General features: G+C 72.9%; 17 protein-coding genes and 1 riboswitch. Of the genes, 7 read left to right on the forward strand and 10 right to left on the reverse strand.

The features are described from left to right. The first annotated feature begins 23 nt into the window (after nucleotides 1-23). Nucleotides 24-986: a DMT family transporter gene (locus tag ACFV7Q_RS19155; protein WP_385429808.1), complete on the forward strand. Its 963-nt coding sequence runs from the start codon at nucleotides 24-26 to the stop codon at nucleotides 984-986. Nucleotides 987-1156: 170 nt separating this feature from the next. Here ACFV7Q_RS19155 and ACFV7Q_RS19160 read toward each other — a convergent pair whose 3' ends face one another. Next, entirely contained in the window at nucleotides 1157-2497 is a 1341-nt protein-coding gene (locus ACFV7Q_RS19160) for an aminotransferase class I/II-fold pyridoxal phosphate-dependent enzyme (protein WP_385429810.1), read from the reverse strand. Nucleotides 2498-2524: 27 nt separating this feature from the next. Here ACFV7Q_RS19160 and ACFV7Q_RS19165 point away from each other — a divergent pair, with 27 nt between their 5' ends. Further along, the gene (locus ACFV7Q_RS19165) at nucleotides 2525-3235 is read left to right on the forward strand and encodes a pyridoxamine 5'-phosphate oxidase family protein (RefSeq protein WP_385429811.1); all 711 of its coding nucleotides are present in this window, start codon (nucleotides 2525-2527) and stop codon (nucleotides 3233-3235) included. Here the strand turns inward: ACFV7Q_RS19165 and ACFV7Q_RS19170 are convergent. Then, on the reverse strand, nucleotides 3217-4248 hold the full coding sequence (locus ACFV7Q_RS19170) for a DMT family transporter (protein WP_385429813.1): 1032 nt from the start codon (nucleotides 4246-4248) through the stop codon (nucleotides 3217-3219). The two genes, ACFV7Q_RS19165 and ACFV7Q_RS19170, sit on opposite strands and share 19 nt — an antisense overlap. Nucleotides 4249-4414: 166 nt before the next feature. Further along, on the reverse strand, nucleotides 4415-5386 hold the full coding sequence (locus ACFV7Q_RS19175) for a DMT family transporter (protein ID WP_385429814.1): 972 nt from the start codon (nucleotides 5384-5386) through the stop codon (nucleotides 4415-4417). A gap of 173 nt (nucleotides 5387-5559) precedes the next feature. Between ACFV7Q_RS19175 and ACFV7Q_RS19180 the strand changes: the two genes are divergently transcribed. Together ACFV7Q_RS19180 and ACFV7Q_RS19185 are read left to right on the forward strand one after the other, a co-directional pair. After that, a complete protein-coding gene (locus tag ACFV7Q_RS19180) occupies nucleotides 5560-5988 on the forward strand; it encodes an SRPBCC family protein (protein WP_385429815.1) in 429 nt (142 codons plus the stop codon). Nucleotides 5989-6197: 209 nt separating this feature from the next. Further along, on the forward strand, nucleotides 6198-7016 hold the full coding sequence (locus ACFV7Q_RS19185) for a PhzF family phenazine biosynthesis protein (protein ID WP_385429817.1): 819 nt from the start codon (nucleotides 6198-6200) through the stop codon (nucleotides 7014-7016). Between the two features lie 36 nt (nucleotides 7017-7052). On the opposite strand, the gene ACFV7Q_RS19190 is transcribed toward ACFV7Q_RS19185, so the two are convergent. Together ACFV7Q_RS19190 and ACFV7Q_RS19195 are read right to left on the reverse strand one after the other, a co-directional pair. After that, nucleotides 7053-7877, reverse strand: a complete 825-nt coding sequence (locus ACFV7Q_RS19190) for a CPBP family intramembrane glutamic endopeptidase (RefSeq protein WP_385429818.1) — start codon at nucleotides 7875-7877, stop codon at nucleotides 7053-7055. A gap of 79 nt (nucleotides 7878-7956) precedes the next feature. Next, the gene (locus tag ACFV7Q_RS19195; protein WP_385429820.1) at nucleotides 7957-9495 is read right to left on the reverse strand and encodes a glutamate-cysteine ligase family protein; all 1539 of its coding nucleotides are present in this window, start codon (nucleotides 9493-9495) and stop codon (nucleotides 7957-7959) included. A 495-nt stretch (nucleotides 9496-9990) separates the two neighbouring features. On the opposite strand from ACFV7Q_RS19195, the gene ACFV7Q_RS19200 reads away from it, so the two are divergent. Then, on the forward strand, nucleotides 9991-10608 hold the full coding sequence (locus tag ACFV7Q_RS19200; protein WP_385429822.1) for a hypothetical protein: 618 nt from the start codon (nucleotides 9991-9993) through the stop codon (nucleotides 10606-10608). Nucleotides 10609-10874: 266 nt separating this feature from the next. Continuing rightward, nucleotides 10875-11072 carry a DUF5999 family protein gene (locus ACFV7Q_RS19205; protein ID WP_385429824.1) on the forward strand — a complete coding sequence of 66 codons (198 nt, stop codon included), beginning with the start codon at nucleotides 10875-10877 and terminating at the stop codon, nucleotides 11070-11072. Nucleotides 11073-11201: 129 nt separating this feature from the next. On the opposite strand, the gene gcvP is transcribed toward ACFV7Q_RS19205, so the two are convergent. Beyond that, nucleotides 11202-14087 (reverse strand): aminomethyl-transferring glycine dehydrogenase, encoded by a 2886-nt coding sequence (gene gcvP, locus ACFV7Q_RS19210; RefSeq protein WP_385429826.1) that lies wholly within the window; start codon nucleotides 14085-14087, stop codon nucleotides 11202-11204. A gap of 196 nt (nucleotides 14088-14283) precedes the next feature. Then, nucleotides 14284-14381, reverse strand: a riboswitch (glycine riboswitch). Between the two features lie 114 nt (nucleotides 14382-14495). Here gcvP and ACFV7Q_RS19215 point away from each other — a divergent pair. Further along, the gene (locus tag ACFV7Q_RS19215; RefSeq protein ID WP_385429827.1) at nucleotides 14496-14876 is read left to right on the forward strand and encodes a PRC-barrel domain-containing protein; all 381 of its coding nucleotides are present in this window, start codon (nucleotides 14496-14498) and stop codon (nucleotides 14874-14876) included. An 18-nt stretch (nucleotides 14877-14894) separates the two neighbouring features. Here ACFV7Q_RS19215 and ACFV7Q_RS19220 read toward each other — a convergent pair whose 3' ends face one another. The 4 genes from ACFV7Q_RS19220 to ACFV7Q_RS19235 form a co-directional block, all read right to left on the reverse strand. Continuing rightward, entirely contained in the window at nucleotides 14895-16361 is a 1467-nt protein-coding gene (locus tag ACFV7Q_RS19220; protein ID WP_385429829.1) for a DNA polymerase IV, read from the reverse strand. A gap of 123 nt (nucleotides 16362-16484) precedes the next feature. Then, a complete protein-coding gene (locus tag ACFV7Q_RS19225; protein ID WP_385429830.1) occupies nucleotides 16485-17123 on the reverse strand; it encodes a MerR family transcriptional regulator in 639 nt (212 codons plus the stop codon). A 181-nt stretch (nucleotides 17124-17304) separates the two neighbouring features. Continuing rightward, nucleotides 17305-17778 (reverse strand): bifunctional nuclease family protein, encoded by a 474-nt coding sequence (locus tag ACFV7Q_RS19230; protein ID WP_360637280.1) that lies wholly within the window; start codon nucleotides 17776-17778, stop codon nucleotides 17305-17307. A gap of 52 nt (nucleotides 17779-17830) precedes the next feature. After that, nucleotides 17831-18589: a MerR family transcriptional regulator gene (locus ACFV7Q_RS19235; protein ID WP_385429849.1), complete on the reverse strand. Its 759-nt coding sequence runs from the start codon at nucleotides 18587-18589 to the stop codon at nucleotides 17831-17833. Nucleotides 18590-18658 lie beyond the last annotated feature (69 nt).

Consider the following 18658-nt stretch of genomic DNA (forward strand, 5'->3'; position numbering starts at 1 on the left):
TTGAGCGGAGCAGAGTACTCCCCATGAGCGCACCCGCCACACCCCGTCCCGCGCCGTCGCCGGGCGCAGTCCGCACGTCCCCGCTCGCCCGGCCCGTCCGGTCCGTCCGGTCCGCCCTCATGGACTGGCGCCTCCGCTTCGCGCTCCTCTCGGTGGTGTGGGGCTTCAGCTTCCTCCTGATCAAGGTGGGGACGCAGGGGTACGCGCCGTTCCACGTCGCCCTGGGGCGGGTGTTCTTCGGGGCGCTGGCCCTGCTGGCGGTACTCCTGGTCCGGCGCGAGCCGCTCCCCCGCGGCCGGCGCACCTGGGCCCACCTCACCGTGGCGGCGCTGCTGCTCAACACCCTGCCGTTCTCGCTCTTCTCGTACGCGGAACTGACGATCCCGTCCAGCCTGGCGGGCATCTGCAACGCCACCTCCCCGCTGTGGGGAATGGCACTGTCGCTGGTGGCGCTGTCCGAGGACCGCCCGACCCGGCGCCGCGTCGCCGGCCTCGGCCTGGGCTTCCTCGGGGTGCTGACCGTCCTCGGCGCCTGGCAGGGCTTCTCCGGCATCGACGCCAAGGGCACCGCCTTCGCCCTGCTGGCCTCGCTCTGCTACCCGATCGGCTGGATCTACGTCCGCCGCACCCTGGCCTCGGTGCCGGGCTCCCCCGTGGCCCTGACCGGCGCGCAGCTGCTGGTCTCCACCCTCCAGCTGCTGCTGGTCAGCGCCCTGTTCACGGCGGCGCCGACCTCGCTGCCGCTGTGGCCGACGCTGGCCGTGATCGCCCTGGGAGCGCTCGGCACGGGGATGGCCCTGCAGATGCAGTACGGCCTGGTGGCGGAGATCGGCCCGACCACGGCCCAGATGGTCACCTATTTCATCCCCGTCATCGCCACCACGGCGGGCGTGCTGCTGCTGGGCGAGCAGCTCCACTGGAACACCCCGGTCGGCGCGGCCGTCGTCCTGGCGGGCGCAGCCCTCACCCAGACCCGCCGCCGCTGAGTCGTCCGCCCGCACGACCACCGGCGACGGTCGCACCGTAGGTCCACCCGGCGGGACCCGGCACGGCTCCGCCTTCCACGTTCCGCTTCCTGCTCGCGCTCGGCCCGGCCCGGCCCGGCCGCCCGGTCTCCGCCCCCCGCCACCCGGCGCTGTGGCGCCCGGCCGCCCGGTCAGTCGAAGCGGCCGGCCGGGGCGGGGCGTACCGCCGCCGCGAGGGCGTCGGCGAGCAGGGCCACCTCGGCGGGCTCCAGCCCGGACACCGTCACCCGTACGCCGGACCCCGACCGCACCCGGAACCGGCTGCCCGGCGCCACCGCCCACCCGGCCGCCAGCATCCGCGCCACCACTCCCGTCTCGTCGGCGACGGGCACCCACACGTTCATCCCGCTGCGCCCGTGTGCCCGTACCCCGCGCTCCCCCAGGGCCGCGACCAGGGCCCCGCGCCGCTCCCCGTAGGAGCGTGCGACCGCCGCCGGGTCGACCAGCCCCGAGGACCACAGGTCCGCCACCGCGTACTGGAGCACCCGGCTCACCCATCCCGGCCCGAGCCGCTGGCGCCCGCGGACCCGGTCCAGGGTCACGTCGTCGCCGGTCAGCACCGCCAGGCGCAGGTCCGGCCCGTACGCCTTCGCCGTCGACCGCACCAGCGCCCAGTGCCGGGTCACCCCGCCGAGCGGGTGCAGCGGCACGTCGACGATGCCGTGCCCGTGGTCGTCGTCGATCACCAGCACCTGGGGGTGGGCCGCCAGTACCGCCCGCAGCTCCGCCGCGCGCCGCCCGCTCACGGCCGCCCCGGTCGGGTTCTGGGCCCGGGAGGTCACCAGCAACGCCCGCGCCCCGCGCTGCAGGGCCTGCTCCACCCCTGCGGCCGACGGCCCCTCGTCGTCCACGGCCACCGGCTCCACCCGCAGGCCGAGCGCTGCCATCAGGTCCAGCATGCTCCCCCAACCGGGGTCCTCGACGGCGACCGCGTCGCCGGGGCGCAGGTGTGCGTTCAGCACCCGCTCGATCCCGTCCAGCGCGCCCGAGGTCACCGCCAGCGGCCCGGACGGCACCCCGTCCGCGTCGAACCCGGCCCGGGCCGGCCGCGCCAGCTCCGGCGCGACCGGATCGTGCCCGTACAGGGTCGGCTGCTGCTCGTAGCGTGCCGCGGCCGCGGCGAGCGCGGCGTCCAACCGCGGCAGCAGCCGCACGTCCGGATTGCCGGACGCCACATCGCGCGTGCCCGGCGGTACCGCAGGGCGCAGCTCGTCCCGCGGGGCACTGGCCGGCCGGCCCCGCACCCGGCTGCCGCGCCGCCCGTCCGTCTCGATGACCCCGCGCTCGCGCAACGTGCGGTAGGCGGCGGCCACGGTGTTCGGGTTCACCCCCAGCACACCGGCGAGCTCCCGCATCGGCGGCAGCAGCGTTCCGGGCGGGAGCGCGCCCGACCCCACACCCTTCTCCACGCTGGCGGCGATGTCCGATGCCCGACGCCCTGTGAACCGATACTCTTCTAGCACAAAGACCATTATGCACTAGTGCAATGGAGTCGCGCCATGACCGCCAGGCCCGAGACCGCCGAGACCGCCGAGACCGCCGAGACCTACGAGCCCACCGAGACCTACGAGCCCACCGGCCGTACGGTCCCGACCCGCTCCCGCGAGCGGGCGCGCTACGACCGCGCAACCGTGCACGCGATACTCGACCAGGCCTACGTCTGCCACCTCGGCTTCGTCCGCGACGGGGCGCCGGTGGTCCTGCCCACGCTGTACGCGCGGGTCGGTGAAACCCTGTACGTCCACGGCTCCACCGGCTCCCGCCCGCTGCTCGCCGCGGGCAAGGCCGACCCGGGGTTGCCGGTCTGCCTCACCGTGACGCACGTGGACGGCCTGGTGCTGGCACGCTCGGCGTTCCACCACTCGATCAACTACCGCTCGGTGATCGTGCACGGCACCGCCTACCAGGTGACCGACGAGGACGAGCGCCGCACGGCCCTGGACGCCCTGGTCGACCACGTGGTGCCGGGCCGCTCGGCCGACTGCCGGCCCGCGAACGCCCGGGAGCTCGCCGCCACCGCGGTGATCCGCGTGGACCTGGCCGAGGTGTCGGCGAAGCTGCGGGCCGGCGGCCCGAACGACGACCCCGAGGACCTGGACCTGCCCTACTGGTCGGGCGTGGTCCCGGTCGCGCCGGTGCACGGGACCCCCGTACCGGCCGACGGCCTGGCCCCGGGCACCGCCGCTCCTGACTACCTCGCGGCGCTCTGAGCCGGTGCGGCGGGCCGGGCCTGCGCCCCACCGCCCACCGGCTCACCACCGGGGGGCGCAGCGCCGTCCGCCGGCCGCCGGGCCTCGGCGGCGATCAGCCCGCCGACCGCGCTCAGCAGCAGGACGGTGCCGAGCGCCACCGCTCCGGTCAGCCGCTCCCCGAGCACGAGAACGGCGATCACGGCTGCGCTGACCGGCTCGATCAGCATGATCACCGACACCGTCGCGGCCCGCACCACCGCCGCCCCGGTGAAGTAGAGGGCGTACGCCAGGGCCGTCGGCACGGTGGCGACGTACACCAGCAGCCACAGCACCCGCCCCGGTTCCGCAGTGTGCGGCAGCAGCCCCTCCACGGCGGCGAGCGGCAGCAGGCACAGCGCCCCCACCGCGGCCGACCAGGCGGTGGTGACCAGCGGATCGCCCGCGGCGCCGCGCCGCCCGAGCGCACGGGCCCGCAGGGTCATCCCCGCGTACCCGGCGGCCGAGACCAGGGCCCAGCCGACGCCGAGCGGCCGCACCGCCCCGGAGCCACCGCCGAGGACGAGCACGGCGAGCCCGGCGAGCGCACCGGCGACGGCGGCCACCCCGCCCGCGCCGAGCCGTTCGCCCATCCGGTACCAGGCCCCGACGGCGATCAGCACCGGCCCGGCCCCGAGGGTGACCACGGTGCCCACCGCGAGGCCGGTCTCCTGCACGGCGGCGAAGTACGCGGCCTGGAAGACCGTGAACAGCAGCCCCGTCCCGACGAGCGAGCCCGCGGAGGGGCGCGGCGCGGCAGTCGCACGGCGGGGTCGGCTTCGGCGTACCCGGCGCACGGTGAGCACCCGGCGTACGGCGAGCACGCCCAGCAGCACGGCGAGGCCGCCCGCGCAGCGCCAGAACGTCAGGGCGAGCGGACCGAGGTCACTGGCCAGGTAGAGGAGTGAGGCGGCAGCACCGGCGGTGCCCCAAGCGACGCCGGCGATGACGAGGGACAGCAGACCGCGCCCAGGAGCGGGCGAGTGGTTCGACACGTGTTTTCTCCGCGCATGCGTGAAGGATGAAAGGGACGGCTCATCGCTTCGCGGGCAGCACGGACCGGCCCGGGAGCCTCCCGGGCCAGGTCCTCGTCGGTGCGGTGTCGGCCGCCCGCGCTAGGCGGCGGGCGGCGGAAGCACGGTCGAATGCATGCCCGCCACCCTATGCGGTGGTGGTCTCCCGGTCGACCGCGACCGGTACGGGCCGCTCCGCTTCCCGTACCGGCGTCGCCGCCGGGCGCGCGGTCTGGGCGATGAAAGCTCCGCCCAGCACTAGCGCACCGCCGATGACCTGCGGCGTCGACAGGTGCTCGCCGAGCAGGACCCAGGCGAACACGGTGGCGACGACGGCCTCCAGGAACGCCACGACGGAGGCCACCTGCGGGGAGAGGCTGCGCACGGACACGATGCCGGTCAGATACGCGAACACGGTCGCGACGAGCACGACCCAGCCGAGCAGCAGTGGCGCGGGCACCGCCGTGTCGCCCATCCACGCCTGGCCGCCCAGCACCTGCCAGTCGATCTCCCACGGGCGGGCGAGCACCGTCATCACGAGCGCGCCGATGAGCATGCCGTACGCGATCACGCCGATCGGGTCGGGCGCGTCCTCGCCGTCGGCACCCTGGTCGGCGAAGACGAAGTAGAAGGCCTGGCAGCAGGCGGCGCAGAGGCCGAGCAGCACTCCCAGCGCGTCCAGCTTCAGTCCGGCCCAGACCTCCACCACGCACGCCAGGCCCACCACGGCCACCGCGGCTCCGGCCGCAGCCGCCCGGGTCACCGGCCTGCGCTGCACGAAGCGGATCCAGCCGAGCAGCAGCGCCGGCCCCAGGTACTCCAGCAGCAGAGCGACACCGACGGGGATGCGGGACAGGGAGGCGAAGTAGAAGGCCTGCACGCCCGCGACGGCGACGATGCCGAAGCCGGCGAGCAGCAGCGGTTTGCGGCGCAGCAGGGCCCGGTGCCGCCAGGCCAGCGGAGACAGCACCAGCGCTGCCCCGCCGACCCTGAGCCAGACCATGTGCAGGGGATCCAGCCCCGCCTCGATCAGCGGCTTCGCCGCCACTCCCGAACCACCGAACGCGAACGCGGAGACCAGCGCGAGGCCGAGTCCGGCGTTCCTCCCAGACGCTTGCATCCGGCCATCATGACAGGGCTTGTCAGGACCGTCATGCCCGTGACGCCTGTTGAGACACAGCCGATACCCGCCGTGACCGGCCCTTACTCATCTGACGACTCGTCAGTATTGTGTGTTCCGCCCGCCGGGGCTACGTTCCGCCGCACGTACCCGACGAGAGGGGTGGTGACGGCATGGCGGAAGTGACCGCGCAATCACGCATCGAGGCGTCCCCCGCACGACTCTGGGCCCAGCTGACGGACTGGCCGGCGTACGGCCGGTGGAGCATGACGCACACGAGCTTCCCGAAGGGCGGACCGCAGGACCTCGCGGTCGGCGTGACCTTCGAGGAGAACATGAAGATGATGGGCTTTCCGGCCGAGGTCGTCTGGACCGTCTCGGAACTGGAGGAGGAGCGCCTCTTCGCCATCACCGGCAAGGGCCCGATGGGGGTCGCCGTCCTCACCCGCTACACCCTGGTCCCCGACGGCGGGGCCACCGTCGTCCGCATCGACGGGGAGTTCACCGGGGCGGCCGTCTCCTTGATGGCGGGGAAACTCAAGGACTCCGCCACCGCCGCCCTGAACGAGTCGCTGCGCAAGCTCGCCGGCCTGGTCGCCTGACCCCTCCGGGTTTCGGCCACCCCGCACGCGCGGGCGTGCCCCGCGGGCAGTCGGGCCCGCGGGGCACGCGCCGCAGCCGCCGACCAAGGCCCGTCGGCCACGGCCAGGATCGGGTGGAACTGCTTCCGGGCCTCGTCGATCACCTGACCGGTCCAGTCCTCCGGGATTGGCCTTTGTCTGCGATCAAGGAACGGCCCTACCGTCGGGCCATGCGCCTCCGAATCGTCGACGCCTTCACCGACCGCCCCTTCGGCGGCAACCCCGCCGGGGTGCTGCTCCTGGAGGACGGCTTCCCCCCGGACCCGTGGCTGCAGCAGGTCGCCGCCGAGGTCAACCTCTCCGAGACGGCCTTCGCCCACCCCCTGCCGCCGGGCGGGGACGCCGACTGGGCGCTGCGCTGGTTCACCCCCACCGCGGAGGTGGACATGTGCGGCCACGCCACCCTGGCCACCGCGCACGTCCTGGCCAGCAGCGGCCTCGCCCGGGGCCTGATCCGGTTCACCGCCCGCTGCGGCCCCCTCACCGCCGAGGCGGCCGAGGACGGCACCCTCACCCTGGACTTCCCGACCTCCGCCCTGACCCCCGTCGCGCCCGAGCCCGCCGTGCGCGAGGCCCTCGGCGCGGAGATCCGGTCCGTCCACGACACGTCCGCGCACGTCGGCGACCTCGTCGTAGAGCTGGCGGACGAGCGGACCGTACGCGAGCTCACCCCCGACATCGCAGCTCTGCGCGGCTACGCCAGGCGCGGCGTGATCGTCACGGCCCGGGCCGAAGACCCCGCCCGCGGCTACGACTTCGTCTCCCGCGGCTTCTTTCCGGCCTTCGGGATCGACGAGGACCCGGTCACCGGCAGCGCCCACACCGCTCTCGCCCCCTTCTGGGCGCAACGCCTGGGCCGCACGCAGCTGACGGGCCTCCAGGGCGGTGCCCGCACGGGCCTGGTACGGGTCACCCTGACGGGCGACCGCACCCTCCTGACCGGGAACGCGGTCACCGTCATCGACGGCGAACTGCTCGCCCGCCCCTGACCCTCCCGCGCGGCGCCGGCCCCCCGGCACAAGGGCCTACGAGGGGGTCGGCAGCCAGTCCACCTCGCCCGCGAGCAGCGCGTACCCGCCGAAGGCCACGATGTCGAGCAGGGCGTGCGCGACGACGAGTGGCATCACCCGCCCCCACCGGCGGTAGGCCAGCACGAAGACGGCGCCCATCACCATGTTCCCGATGAAGCCGCCGATGCCCTGGTAGAGGTGGTACGAACCGCGCAGCACCGAGCTGGCCACCAGGGAGCCCGTGGGCGACCAGCCCAGCTGGTCGAGTCGGCGCAACAGGTAGGCCAGCACGATGACCTCCTCCACCACGGAGTTCTGCACCGCGGAGAGGATCAGCACCGGGAACTTCCACCACACGTCCGGCAGCGCCTCCGGCACCACCGTGAGGTTGAACCCGCTCGCCCGCGCCGCCAGGTAGAACGCCAGCCCGGCGCTCCCGATCCCCGCCGCCACCAGCGTCCCGCGCGCCAGGTCCCAGCCGGGCCGGGTGCGGTCGAAGCCCAGCACCCGCAACCCCGGCACCCCCTCCCGGGTCAGCAGGTGGGCGACCAGCAGCACGGGCACCAGCGCGGTGCAGATCCCGAACAACTGCCAGGCCAGGTCCAGCCAGGGCCGGCCGGGGGCGTACGAGCCGTTCAGCGTGGCGGCCTGGTCCTTCAGGCCGCCCGGCTTGGTGAGCGAGCCGATGAAGCTGATCAGCGAGGAGACGGCGCTCGCTCCCAGGGACAGGGCGAGCACCAGCAGCGTCTCGGTGCGCAGGAGGCTCCGCCGCCCGTCCTCGTCCAACGACCCGACCACCGGCTCCGGCTGCGCCCGCACGTCCGACTCCCGTTCCGCCATCCCGTTCCGACCACCCCATACTGCCCCTTCGGCGGCAGAACGGGATCACCGGCCGGCGATCCGGCTGCGGCGGCCCGGCTCAGGGCCTGCGGGCAGGTACGGGCGCCCCCCTCTCCTGCGCGGGAAGGCCGACCGGCCAGGTGTGCACGGGGTCGCCCCCGTGCATCAGCTCGCTGTAACGGCGGGTGATCGCGGCGAGGGCCGCGTCCCGGTCCAGGCCGGCTGCGAGCGCCCGGTGGTAGGTGTCCACCTGCCAGGTCGCCCCGTTCACCCGCCGCCGGCAGCGCTCCTCGATGATGCCGAGGTAGTGGTCCCGGTCGGCGCGCTCGATGCCCCAGGCGTCCAGCCCCGCAGCGGCCATGGGCAGCAGCTCGTCCAGGACCAGCCTCACGGCGGGGACGCTGGCCAGGCCGCCGCCGCGGCCGCGGCGCGGCCACCGCAGCCGGGCGTCGATCCCGTACCGGCAGGCCGCGTCGAAGTTGGCCTCCGCTTCGGCGAACGGCAGCCGGGTCCACACCGGGCGCTGCTCGTCGGCGAGGGTGCGGACGAGCCCGTAGTAGAAGGCGGCGTTCGCGACGACGTCGGCGACCGTCGGTCCGGCGGGCAGCACGCGGTTCTCCACCCGCAGGTGCGGCACTCCGTCGGCGACCCCGTACACGGGCCGGTTCCACCGGTAGATGGTGCCGTTGTGCAGGACCAGCTCCTGCAGGCTCGGCACCCCGCCCTCGGCGAGCACCCGCAGCGGCTCCTCCTCGTCGCAGATGGGCAGCAGGGCGGGGAAGAAGCGGACGTTCTCCGCGAAGAGCTCGTACACCGACTCCACCCAACGCTCCCCGAACCAGGTCCGCGGCCTCACCCCCTGCGCCTGGAGCTCGGGCGGCCGGGTATCGGTGGCCTGCGTGAACAGCGGTGGACGGGACTCCCGCCACAGTTCGTGCCCGAACAGGAACGGCGAGTTGGCGCCGACGGCTATCTGGACGGCGGTCACCGCCTGTGCCGCGTTCCACACGTCGGAGAACCGGGCCGGCGTCACCTGTAGGTGCAGCTGGACGGAGGTGCAGGCGGCCTCCGGGACGATCGACCCGGTGCTCCAGGTCATCCGCTCCACCCCGTCGATGTCGAGGAGGAAGTCCTCGCCGCGCAGCATCAGGATCTGCTCGTTCAGCAGGGAGTAGCGGTCCACCGCCGACAGATTGGCGGTGACCAGGTCGGAGCGGCTGATCGTCGGCAGGATGCCGATCATCACCACGCCCGCGTCGACCGCCGCTGCCTGCCGGTGCGCATAGCCGAGCCCCGCGCTCAGCTCTTCGGCGAGCTGGTCGAATACCCGCCCGCCGAGCCGGTGCGGAAGTACGTTCACCTCCAGGTTGAACATGCCGAGTTCGGTCTGGAAATCCTGACTCGCAATGCGCTCGAGAACCTGGGCATTCAGCATTCTCGGCATCCCGTCGGCCCCCGCCAGATTCAGCTCGATCTCCAGCCCCATCATGTTCTTCGGGCGGTCGAACCGCTTCTCCGCCAGAAGCCGCTCCAGTCCCTCCAGGCACTCGTGGAGCTTCCTCCGATACCGTCGGCGATCGGACAGGTCGAATCCGCCCGCCACGACCTTCTCCCCCATCGAAGCGTCCCTCCTCGAGTGGGCGTCGCCCGGGCACCCGGACGCGCGTGTACGGTCGATGATGCCCCGGAGGCGAGATCGATAACGCAGCGGGGAGGGTCGCGACAGGGAGCGTGCGCCGGTTTGGCCGAAGGGCGCCATGGCACATTCACCTGGCAAGCACCCGTATGCAAATTCCGCATCGGTTTTGCCGGTTCCGGATAATCGAAGCTTTCCAGCCGAGCCCCCGTCAGGTAATCTCCGAGGTCAGCGCGACGTGTTCGCGTGTATCCGGCATGCATGCCATGTCAGCGGGACCGGTAAGCGCCTTGCCTGTAATAGGCGGGCCGGCTAGCCGAAACACTGCATGAACACATGTCGTATAAACTCCGCAAACGAGGCAGAGAGTTGGCGCGCGGCCATTGCCCCTCAGCCCCCCTCTGGCCCCAGAATGCGACAGCGCCGTCCCGCACTGCCCCCCGATCCACAGGTCTCCCAAGTGAGAGGCGACCCACCATGCCGCTGCATGTCCCCCCGGCTCCCGCGCCTGCCCTCCGCAGCGTCCTCACGGCACTCGGTTCCCCCGCAGCCGTCGCGGCGGGCACCCCCGCCCTGCGCGCCGTGCAGGGCCCGCTGACCGCGGAGCTGCCACTGCCGGTCCACGTCCTCGACCGGCTCGGCGTGTCCCAGCCGACCGCCCCGGCCCGGCCGCCCCGCACCCGGCTGACCGGCTGGCGGTTCCTGATCCGCAGCGGCGACCGGCACATCGCCGCCGCGGACACCCGGCTGACCCCGGACGGCTGGATCTTCTCCCATTTCTTCGAGGGCCCCTACGTCGCCGCCACCGAGCGGGCACTGCGCCTGGCGGAGGCGCTGGGCAAGGACTACCAGCCCCGGTTGCTGTCCGTCCCGGAGCTGTACATGCTGACGCTGTGGCTGCACGGGTCGGTCGGAGCCGATGCCTCCGCCGGGCTGCCGGCCGCGGCGGACCTGCTGGTGCCGCTGGCCCCGGCCCCGCCGGGCATTGCCGCGTACCGGCCGCATCCGGTGTCCGAGCTGCTGCCCGTGATGACTCACCGGCTCACCCCGCCGGCCCCGCCGATGAGGCCGCCACTGGCTGCTCCGGCCGCCTGATCAGGCCTCTCCCCCGGACGGCCCATCCGGCGTAGTACCGCCGGGCCACTCGTGAACCACCCAAAATGACAGGGGAGTTGGGCTGAACCGCCCGCACGGGTGATGCGTCATCAATCTGTGAGGACAGCTGCCGGAAATCCCTGCGGACCGAGGTCCGGAGGGCAACACTGGGACTGACCGCATCAAGTCGTCGACCACGGGGGGCGGCCATGAACAAGGCATCGAGCCGCAGCACACACACCACACCGCAGCGAAAGAACGCATCCATGTGCCAGCACCAGCCAGCGTGCCCGTCAGCCGACTCCGCCGACCGGGAGGCCGCGAAGCCCGTGGCCAACCACCCGGAACAGGGCTGGAGCCTGCTGTGCAACGGTGTTCTGCTCTTCGAGGACACCGGTGAGCTGCTGCCGGACGGCCAGATCATCGCACCGCACCGCCCGCTCGTGGCGGCGCCGGCGGCCTAGCCGAAGCCGGCTCGACGGAACGCCGGAGCGCACGCCGAAGCCGAAGGGGCCGGCCCGGGAGCAATTCTCCCGGACCGGCCCCTTCACCGTGCAGTCAGCTCATGCTTTTGTGTCAGGTCGCCGCACGGATCAGTTGTCGTACTCGTCCAGCGGCGGGCAGGAGCACACCAGGTTGCGGTCGCCGAAGGCGCCGTCGATACGGCGCACCGGCGGCCAGTACTTCTCCGTCGCCGAAACGCCGCCCGGGAAGAGGGCCTCGTCCCGGGTGTACGCGTGCGTCCACTCGCCGCCGAGCATCGCCGCGGTGTGCGGGGCGTTGCGCAGCGGGTTGTCCTCCGCCGGCCACTCGCCGGACGCGACCCGCTCGATCTCCGCGCGGATGGCGATCATCGCGTCGCAGAACCGGTCGATCTCGACGAGGTCCTCGGACTCCGTCGGCTCGATCATCAGCGTGCCGGCCACCGGGAAGGACATGGTCGGGGCGTGGAAGCCGTAGTCGATCAGACGCTTGGCGATGTCGTCCACGCTGACGCCCGTCTCCTTCGACAGCGGGCGCAGGTCGATGATGCACTCGTGCGCGACCAGGTCGCCCGGGCCGGTGTAGAGCACCGGGTAGTGCGGCTCCAGGCGCTTGGCGATGTAGTTGGCGCCGAGCACGGCCACCTGGGTGGCGCGCTTGAGGCCTTCGCCGCCCATGAGGCGCACGTACGACCAGGAGATCGGCAGGATGCCGGCCGAGCCCCACGGCGCGGCCGAGATCGGGCCGACGCCCGTCTCGGGGCCGGCGGTCGGCTGCAGCGGGTGGTTCGGCAGGTAGGGGGCCAGGTGGGCCCGGACACCGACCGGGCCGACGCCCGGACCGCCGCCGCCGTGCGGGATGCAGAAGGTCTTGTGCAGGTTCAGGTGCGAGACGTCGCCGCCGAAGTGGCCCGGCTTGGCGAGGCCGACCAGGGCGTTCAGGTTGGCGCCGTCGACGTAGACCTGGCCGCCGGCCTCGTGGACCTGGGCGCAGATGTCGGCGACGTGCTCCTCGAACACACCGTGGGTGGACGGGTAGGTGATCATCAGCACGGCGAGCTCGTCGCGGTGCTGCTCGATCTTGGCGCGCAGGTCGTCCGCGTCCACCTCGCCGTCGTCCGCGGTCTTGACGACGACGACCTTCATGCCTGCCATCACGGCGCTGGCGGCGTTGGTGCCGTGCGCGGAGGACGGGATGAGGCAGATGGTGCGCTGCTCGTCGCCGTTCGCGCGGTGGTAGGCGCGGACGGCGAGCAGGCCGGCGAGCTCGCCCTGGGAGCCGGCGTTCGGCTGGATGGAGACCTTGTCGTAGCCGGTGACCTCGCAGAGACGTTCCTCCAGCTCGCTGATGAGCGTGAGGTACCCCTCGGCCTGCTCGACCGGGGCGAAGGGGTGCAGCTGGCCGAACTCGGGCCAGGTCACCGGCTCCATCTCGGTGGTCGCGTTGAGCTTCATCGTGCAGGAGCCCAGCGGGATCATGCCGCGGTCGAGCGCGTAGTCCTTGTCCGCGAGCTTGCGCAGGTAGCGCAGCATCGCGGTCTCGGAGCGGTGCTGGTGGAAGACCGGGTGGGTGAGGTACTCGTCCGTGCGCAGCAGGCCTTCGGGCAGCGCGTCGGCGGTGGTCTCGTCGAGCGCCGTGATGTCCGCGGTGACGCCGAAGGCGGCCCAGACGGCCTCGATGTGGGCGCGCAGGGTGGTCTCGTCGACGGAGACGGAGACGTGGTCGGCGTCGACCTGGAACAGGTTGACCCCGCCCTCGCGGGCGGCGGCGACGACCTCGGCGGCCTTGCCGGGCACGTGGGCGGTCAGGGTGTCGAAGTACGAGCCGTGCACGAGCTCGACCCCGCCGGCCGTGAGACCGGCGGCGAGCAGCGCCGTGTAGCGGTGCGTGCGGCGGGCGATCGTCTTGAGACCCTCGGGGCCGTGGTAGACGGCGTACATGCCGGCCATGACGGCGAGCAGCACCTGCGCGGTGCAGATGTTGCTGGTGGCCTTCTCACGGCGGATGTGCTGCTCACGGGTCTGCAGCGCCAGGCGGTACGCCTTGTTGCCGTCCGCGTCCACGGAGACGCCCACGAGGCGGCCGGGCAGCGAACGGGCGTGCTTGTCCTGGACGGCCATGTAGCCGGCGTGCGGGCCGCCGAAGCCCATCGGCACGCCGAAGCGCTGGGTGGTGCCGACGGCGATGTCAGCGCCCAGGGCGCCCGGGGAGGTCAGCAGGGTCAGCGCGAGCAGGTCGGCGGCGACGGCGACGATCGCGCCGAGCTCGTGGGCCTGGTCGATGACCGGCTTGATGTCGCGTACGGCACCGGAGGCGCCCGGGTACTGGACGAGGACGCCGTAGACGCCGCGCTCGGCGATCTCGGCCGGGATACCGGCGGACAGGTCGGCGACGACGACTTCGATGCCGATCGGCTCGGCGCGGGTCTCGACCACCGCGATGGTCTGCGGCAGGGCGTCGGCGTCGACGAGGAACACGTTGCCCTTCGCCTTGCCCACGCGGCGGGCCAGGGTCATGGCCTCGGCGGCGGCGGTGCCCTCGTCCAGGAGGGAGGCGCCGGAGGTCGGCAGGCCGGTCAGCTCGGCGACCACCGTCTGGAAGTTCAGCAGCGCCTCGAGGCGGCCCTGGGAGATCTCGGGCTGGTACGGCGTGTACGCGGTGTACCAGGCCGGGTTCTCCATCACGTTGCGCAGGATCACCGGAGGGGTGAAGGTCCCGTAGTAGCCGAGACCGATCATCGAGGTCATGACCTTGTTGCGGCCGGCCAGGCGGCGCAGCTCGGCCAGCACCTCGGCCTCGGTCCGCGCCTCGGGCAGGTTCAGCGCCTCGGCGGTCTTGATGACGTCCGGAACCGCGGCGGCGGTCAGTTCGTCGAGCGAGCCGTAGCCCACCTGGGCGAGCATCTTGGCCTGCGCCTCGGCGTCCGGGCCGATGTGGCGCTGCTCGAAGGGGATGCCTCGCTCCAGCTGGGAGAGCGGAATGCGGTTGGCGGTCATGTACGGAGGCCTCCTGGTCGTACGACCTGCGAGGGGCGCCACGGCGCGGGCGCCCGGACGGCCTCCCCCTCTGTCATCTCAACCTGAGAGCTTCACCGGATCCTGCGGAGGACGTCCGCGGGGTCCGGCTTTCACCGTCGGTGAGGAGTGGAACCGGCACTGCGGGCCCGGCACCGCTCCTGCTTTCCAGAGTGGCCTCGTCCGTGCGGTACGGATGCCTGAGAGATTCCGGGGAGGATTTGCTCCTTCGGCGCCTCCGTCGAGCTCGGTGGAGGACTCTCCCGCACAGGGTCAGCAGCCACCACCCAGCCTACCAGCGAGGTTCCCGGACCTCCCTCGAGTGGCCCCCTCCGGGGAAATGCCCTTTCGTAGTCATGACGGAGGAGTCGCGACCCGTGTGGAGGGACCGTGCAGACAGACATCGATCCCCGCAGCCTGATCGGCCGCAAGGCGTTCGACCGCAACGGCACGAAGATCGGAACCGTCGACGAGGTCTACCTCGACGATGCCACCGGGGTGCCGGAATGGGCCGCCGTCCGGACCGGCCTGTTCAGCCGTGACGCCTTCATCCCCCTGGAGCCGAGCGAGCTGGTCGGCGAGACCCTGCACGTCCCGTTCGAGCGGGCCCTGATCAGGGACGCCCCGGACTTCGGTGTCGGCCGCCACCTGTCACCCGAGCAGGAGCTGCAGCTCTACCACCACTACGGGCTGGACGTCACCCTCCCGTCCGACTTGACGTTCAAGCATGACTTCGGCCGCCTGGCGAACGGCGAGCAGGGCGAGGAGTAGCCCGCCGGCCCGCCCCGGTCATCCGGACCGCCCCACGAGCGGCAGCGGATCGGACGGCTCCAGATCGGGGTCGTCCATCTGGAAGGTACGCACCCGCCCGGGGGCCGAGCCCGGTTGCTCGAAGCGAACGGTCACCCGCCCGAGCCCGCTGCCCTGCACCCACCCCGGGCCGTACACGGCGTGCCGGACGTCGCTCCCCGCCGCCCAGTGCCGCGCACGGGCCCGCTCCGGCCGGTCGGCTGACCCATCGGTCGGACCGTCGCCCGCAACCGCCTCAGGAGCCCCCTGAGCCCCTTCCGCGCCCTCTCCCCCGGCGCCCCCCGCAGGCTGCCCGGGCACTCCCGGCTCGTGCGACGCATCGGGGCCGCCTTCGGCAGCCGCGGCAGCCGCCTGGGACTGCGCGAACAGGTCCTCCTGGGTGTAGTCCGCGAGCCCGGTCACCCCCACGCCCAGCAGCCGCACGCCACCGGTGGTGTCCACCGCCTCCAGCAGCCGTGCCGCGGCCTCCCGCACCACCGCCGGATCGTCCGTCGGCCCCCGCAGCGTCTCGGAGCGGGTCAGCGTGGAGAAGTCGTACCGTCGCACCTTCAGCACGATCGTGCGCCCCGAGTGCCTGGAGGCCCGCAGCCGCCCCACGCACCGGTCGGCGAGCCGCTGCACCTCGGTCCGGATCCGCACCCGGTCGTGCAGGTCCACGTCGAAGGTGTCCTCCACCGACACCGACTTCGCATCGCGCTCGGCGACCACCGGCCGGTCGTCCAGGCCCAGGGCCATCCGGTACAGCCCCACGCCGTGCGCCCGCCCGACCAGCCGGACCAGCTCGTCCTCCCCCGCCTCGGCGAGCTCCCCGACCGTGGTGATCCCGGCCCGCCGCAGGTGCTCCCCGGTGGCGGGCCCCACCCCGGGCAGGGTCCGTACGGACATCGGAGCGAGCAGTTCCCGCTCCGTGCCGGGCTCGATCAGCAGCAACCCGTCCGGCTTGGCCTCCTCGGAGGCCACCTTCGCGAGCATCTTCGACCCCGCCAGCCCCACCGACCCGGTGAGGCCCGTCGCGGCCAGGATGTCCGCCCTCAGCCTCTCTCCGGTCTCCCGCGCGGACCGGGCGTCCCAGAGGCCTCCTCCGCCCCCTGCGCCGCCCCCGTCGCCCGCCTCCAGGTCCACGAAGGCCTCGTCCAGGCTCAGCGGCTCCACGAGCGGGGAGAGCTCCCGCAGCAGACCCATCACGATGTCGCTGACCGACCGGTACACCTCGAAACGGGGGAACAGGTAGGCGCCGTTCGGGCACAGCCGCCTGGCCTGGGCCGTCGGCATCGCCGAGTGCACCCCGAAGCGCCTGGCCTCGTACGAGGCGGTGGCGACCACCCCGCGCGGACCGAGCCCCCCGACGATCACGGCCTTCCCACGCAGGCTCGGCTTCGACGCCTGCTCCACCGAGGCGTAGAAGGCGTCCATGTCGAGATGGAGGATGGTGGGCGCGGCTCTCACAGCACCGATGCTGCCTCATGCCACTGACAATGCCGAGGTTGGCGGGGGGCACGGGCGGGAGCGGGGAGGCCGACGGCAGGGCGTCGGCCGTCGCGTCGGGCTCGGGCTCGGGGCTCGGGCGGCTCAGCCGGCCCGGTTGCGCCGGGCCGCCAGCTCGTCCGCCGGGTTGTGCCCGATCACGGTCTCGCCGGTGTCGACCCGCTCGCCGTGCAGCTGCGACAGGGCGTTCTCCACGTCCCGCCAGACCACGCCCACGGCGATGCCGAAGATCCCCTGACCTCCCTGGAGCAGCCGCACCACCTGCTCCGGCGAGGTGCACTCGTAGACGCTGGCGCCGTCGCTCATCAGCGTCATGCGCTCCAGGTCCGAGAAACCGCGTTCCCGTAGGTGCTGTACCGCGTTGCGGATGTTCTGCAGTGCGACACCGGTGTCCAGGAAGCGCTTCACGATCTTGAGGACGACCACGTCCCGGAAGCTGTACAGGCGCTGGGTCCCGGAGCCGTACGCGGGGCGCACCGTGGGCTCCACCAGTCCGGTCCGCGCCCAGTAGTCGAGCTGCCGGTACGTGATACCGGCCGCTGCGCACGCGGTCGGCCCGCGGTAGCCCACCTGTTCGGTCGCCGGGGAGCCTGCCGCCGATGCCGTCGGCGAGGTCTCCGGCTGACGGCGCGCCGAGCCCGCCGCACTCCCGAGGAGCGGGTACGGCCCAGCGTCACTCCGTGCGGGGATGCCCCCGGTCGTACCGTCGCCCGTGACTCTCACGCCGACCCTCCGTCCTTGACCTGCCCCCTCGAAGGTAGGCAGTCGCCAGGGGTGCGTCAACGATCGCCACACTCGGCACGCCGAGTGATAATCACCCTGAGAGTGGTTTCCCGTGCCCCTTGGAGGGGCAAGGCTAACCGAATGGGGCGACGACCTCACCGACTTTGACAAGACCGCTGTATCACTGCGGTCCGGTGCCGAAGTCCTCCGGGGAGATCTGGTCGAGGAACTCGCGGAACTTCTCCACCTCGTCCTCCTGCTCGTCCGGGATCGCGATGCCGGCGTCGTCCAGCACGCCGTCGCTGCCGTAGATCGGCGTTCCCGTCCGCAGGGCCAGCGCTATGGCGTCGGACGGCCGCGCGCTCACCTCGACCCCGCTGGAGAAGACCAGCTCCGCGTAGAAGACGCCCTCCCGCAGATCCGTGATCCGGACCTCGGTGAGCTCCTCACCGAGCGCCTCCAGCACGTCCTTGAACAGGTCGTGGGTCAGCGGACGGGCGGGGGCCATGCCCTGCTGCGCGAAGGCGATCGCGGTCGCCTCCCCCGGTCCGATCCAGATGGGGAGGTACCGGTCGCCTCCCACTTCACGCAGGAGCACGATCGGCTGGTTCGAGGGCATTTCCACCCGGACACCCACAACGTCGAGCTCGTTCACACAGCAACCCTAGGACCTGCCCGGCAGGTTTGGGTAGTCGGGGCCGCGCCGGTCAGTTCAGCCGCACCCCGAGGGCGGCCTGGACCAGGGCCTCGTGGAGCCGTACGGACAGCCCCGCCAGCTCTTTCACGGTGGCCTCCGCATGAGCCCTGGTCTGGGGGTTGCGGTGCCGCCGCAGCGGGGCCACGACCTGCTCCACCAAGCCCGCCTCCCGGTCCGCGGCCGCCTTCATGGCCCGCAGGTGCCGGGGCTCCAGCCCGAACCGGCCCAGGTCGGCCACCAGCCGGGCCACGGTGAGGGCATCGGCGTCGTACCCGCCGCCCGGGGCCTCCGCGAGCAGCCCGTACGACTCCCATTCGGCCAGTTGGGCCTCGTCCGCCTCGGCCGCGGCGATCAGCTCGGCCCGCCCGACACGGGTACCGGCCGGCAGCTCCCGCCCGGGCCCGCCCGGAGGGCCGCCGGGCCCGGCGGGCTCCGCGCCGTCCCCGTGGGCCGTGGGCGCCGGGATCCGCACCTGCTCGCCCCGGTCCAGCGCGTCCAGCTGCTCGCGGATGACTTTCAGCGGCAGGTAGTGATCGCGCTGGAGGCGAAGGATGCGGCCCAGCCGCTCGACGTCCCCGGTGCTGAACTTGCGGTACCCGGAGGGTGTGCGTCTGGGCTCGACGAGCCCCTCCGCCTCCAGGAACCGGATCTTCGAGATGGTGACCTCGGGAAACTCGTCGCGCAGCATCGTGAGCACCGTGCCGATGCTCACCAGCCGCCCGGCCGAGGCGGGGGGGGCGGTGGCCGCCCCCCCCCCCGGCGGTGGCAGCCCAACACCCCCGGGGGGGTGGCCCCCCCCCGGGGCCGGGGCGGGGGAGAAGCCCCCCCCGCGCGCGGA

It is taken from the genome of Streptomyces sp. NPDC059851 (genome assembly GCF_042732005.1).
Lineage (GTDB): Bacteria > Actinomycetota > Actinomycetes > Streptomycetales > Streptomycetaceae > Streptomyces.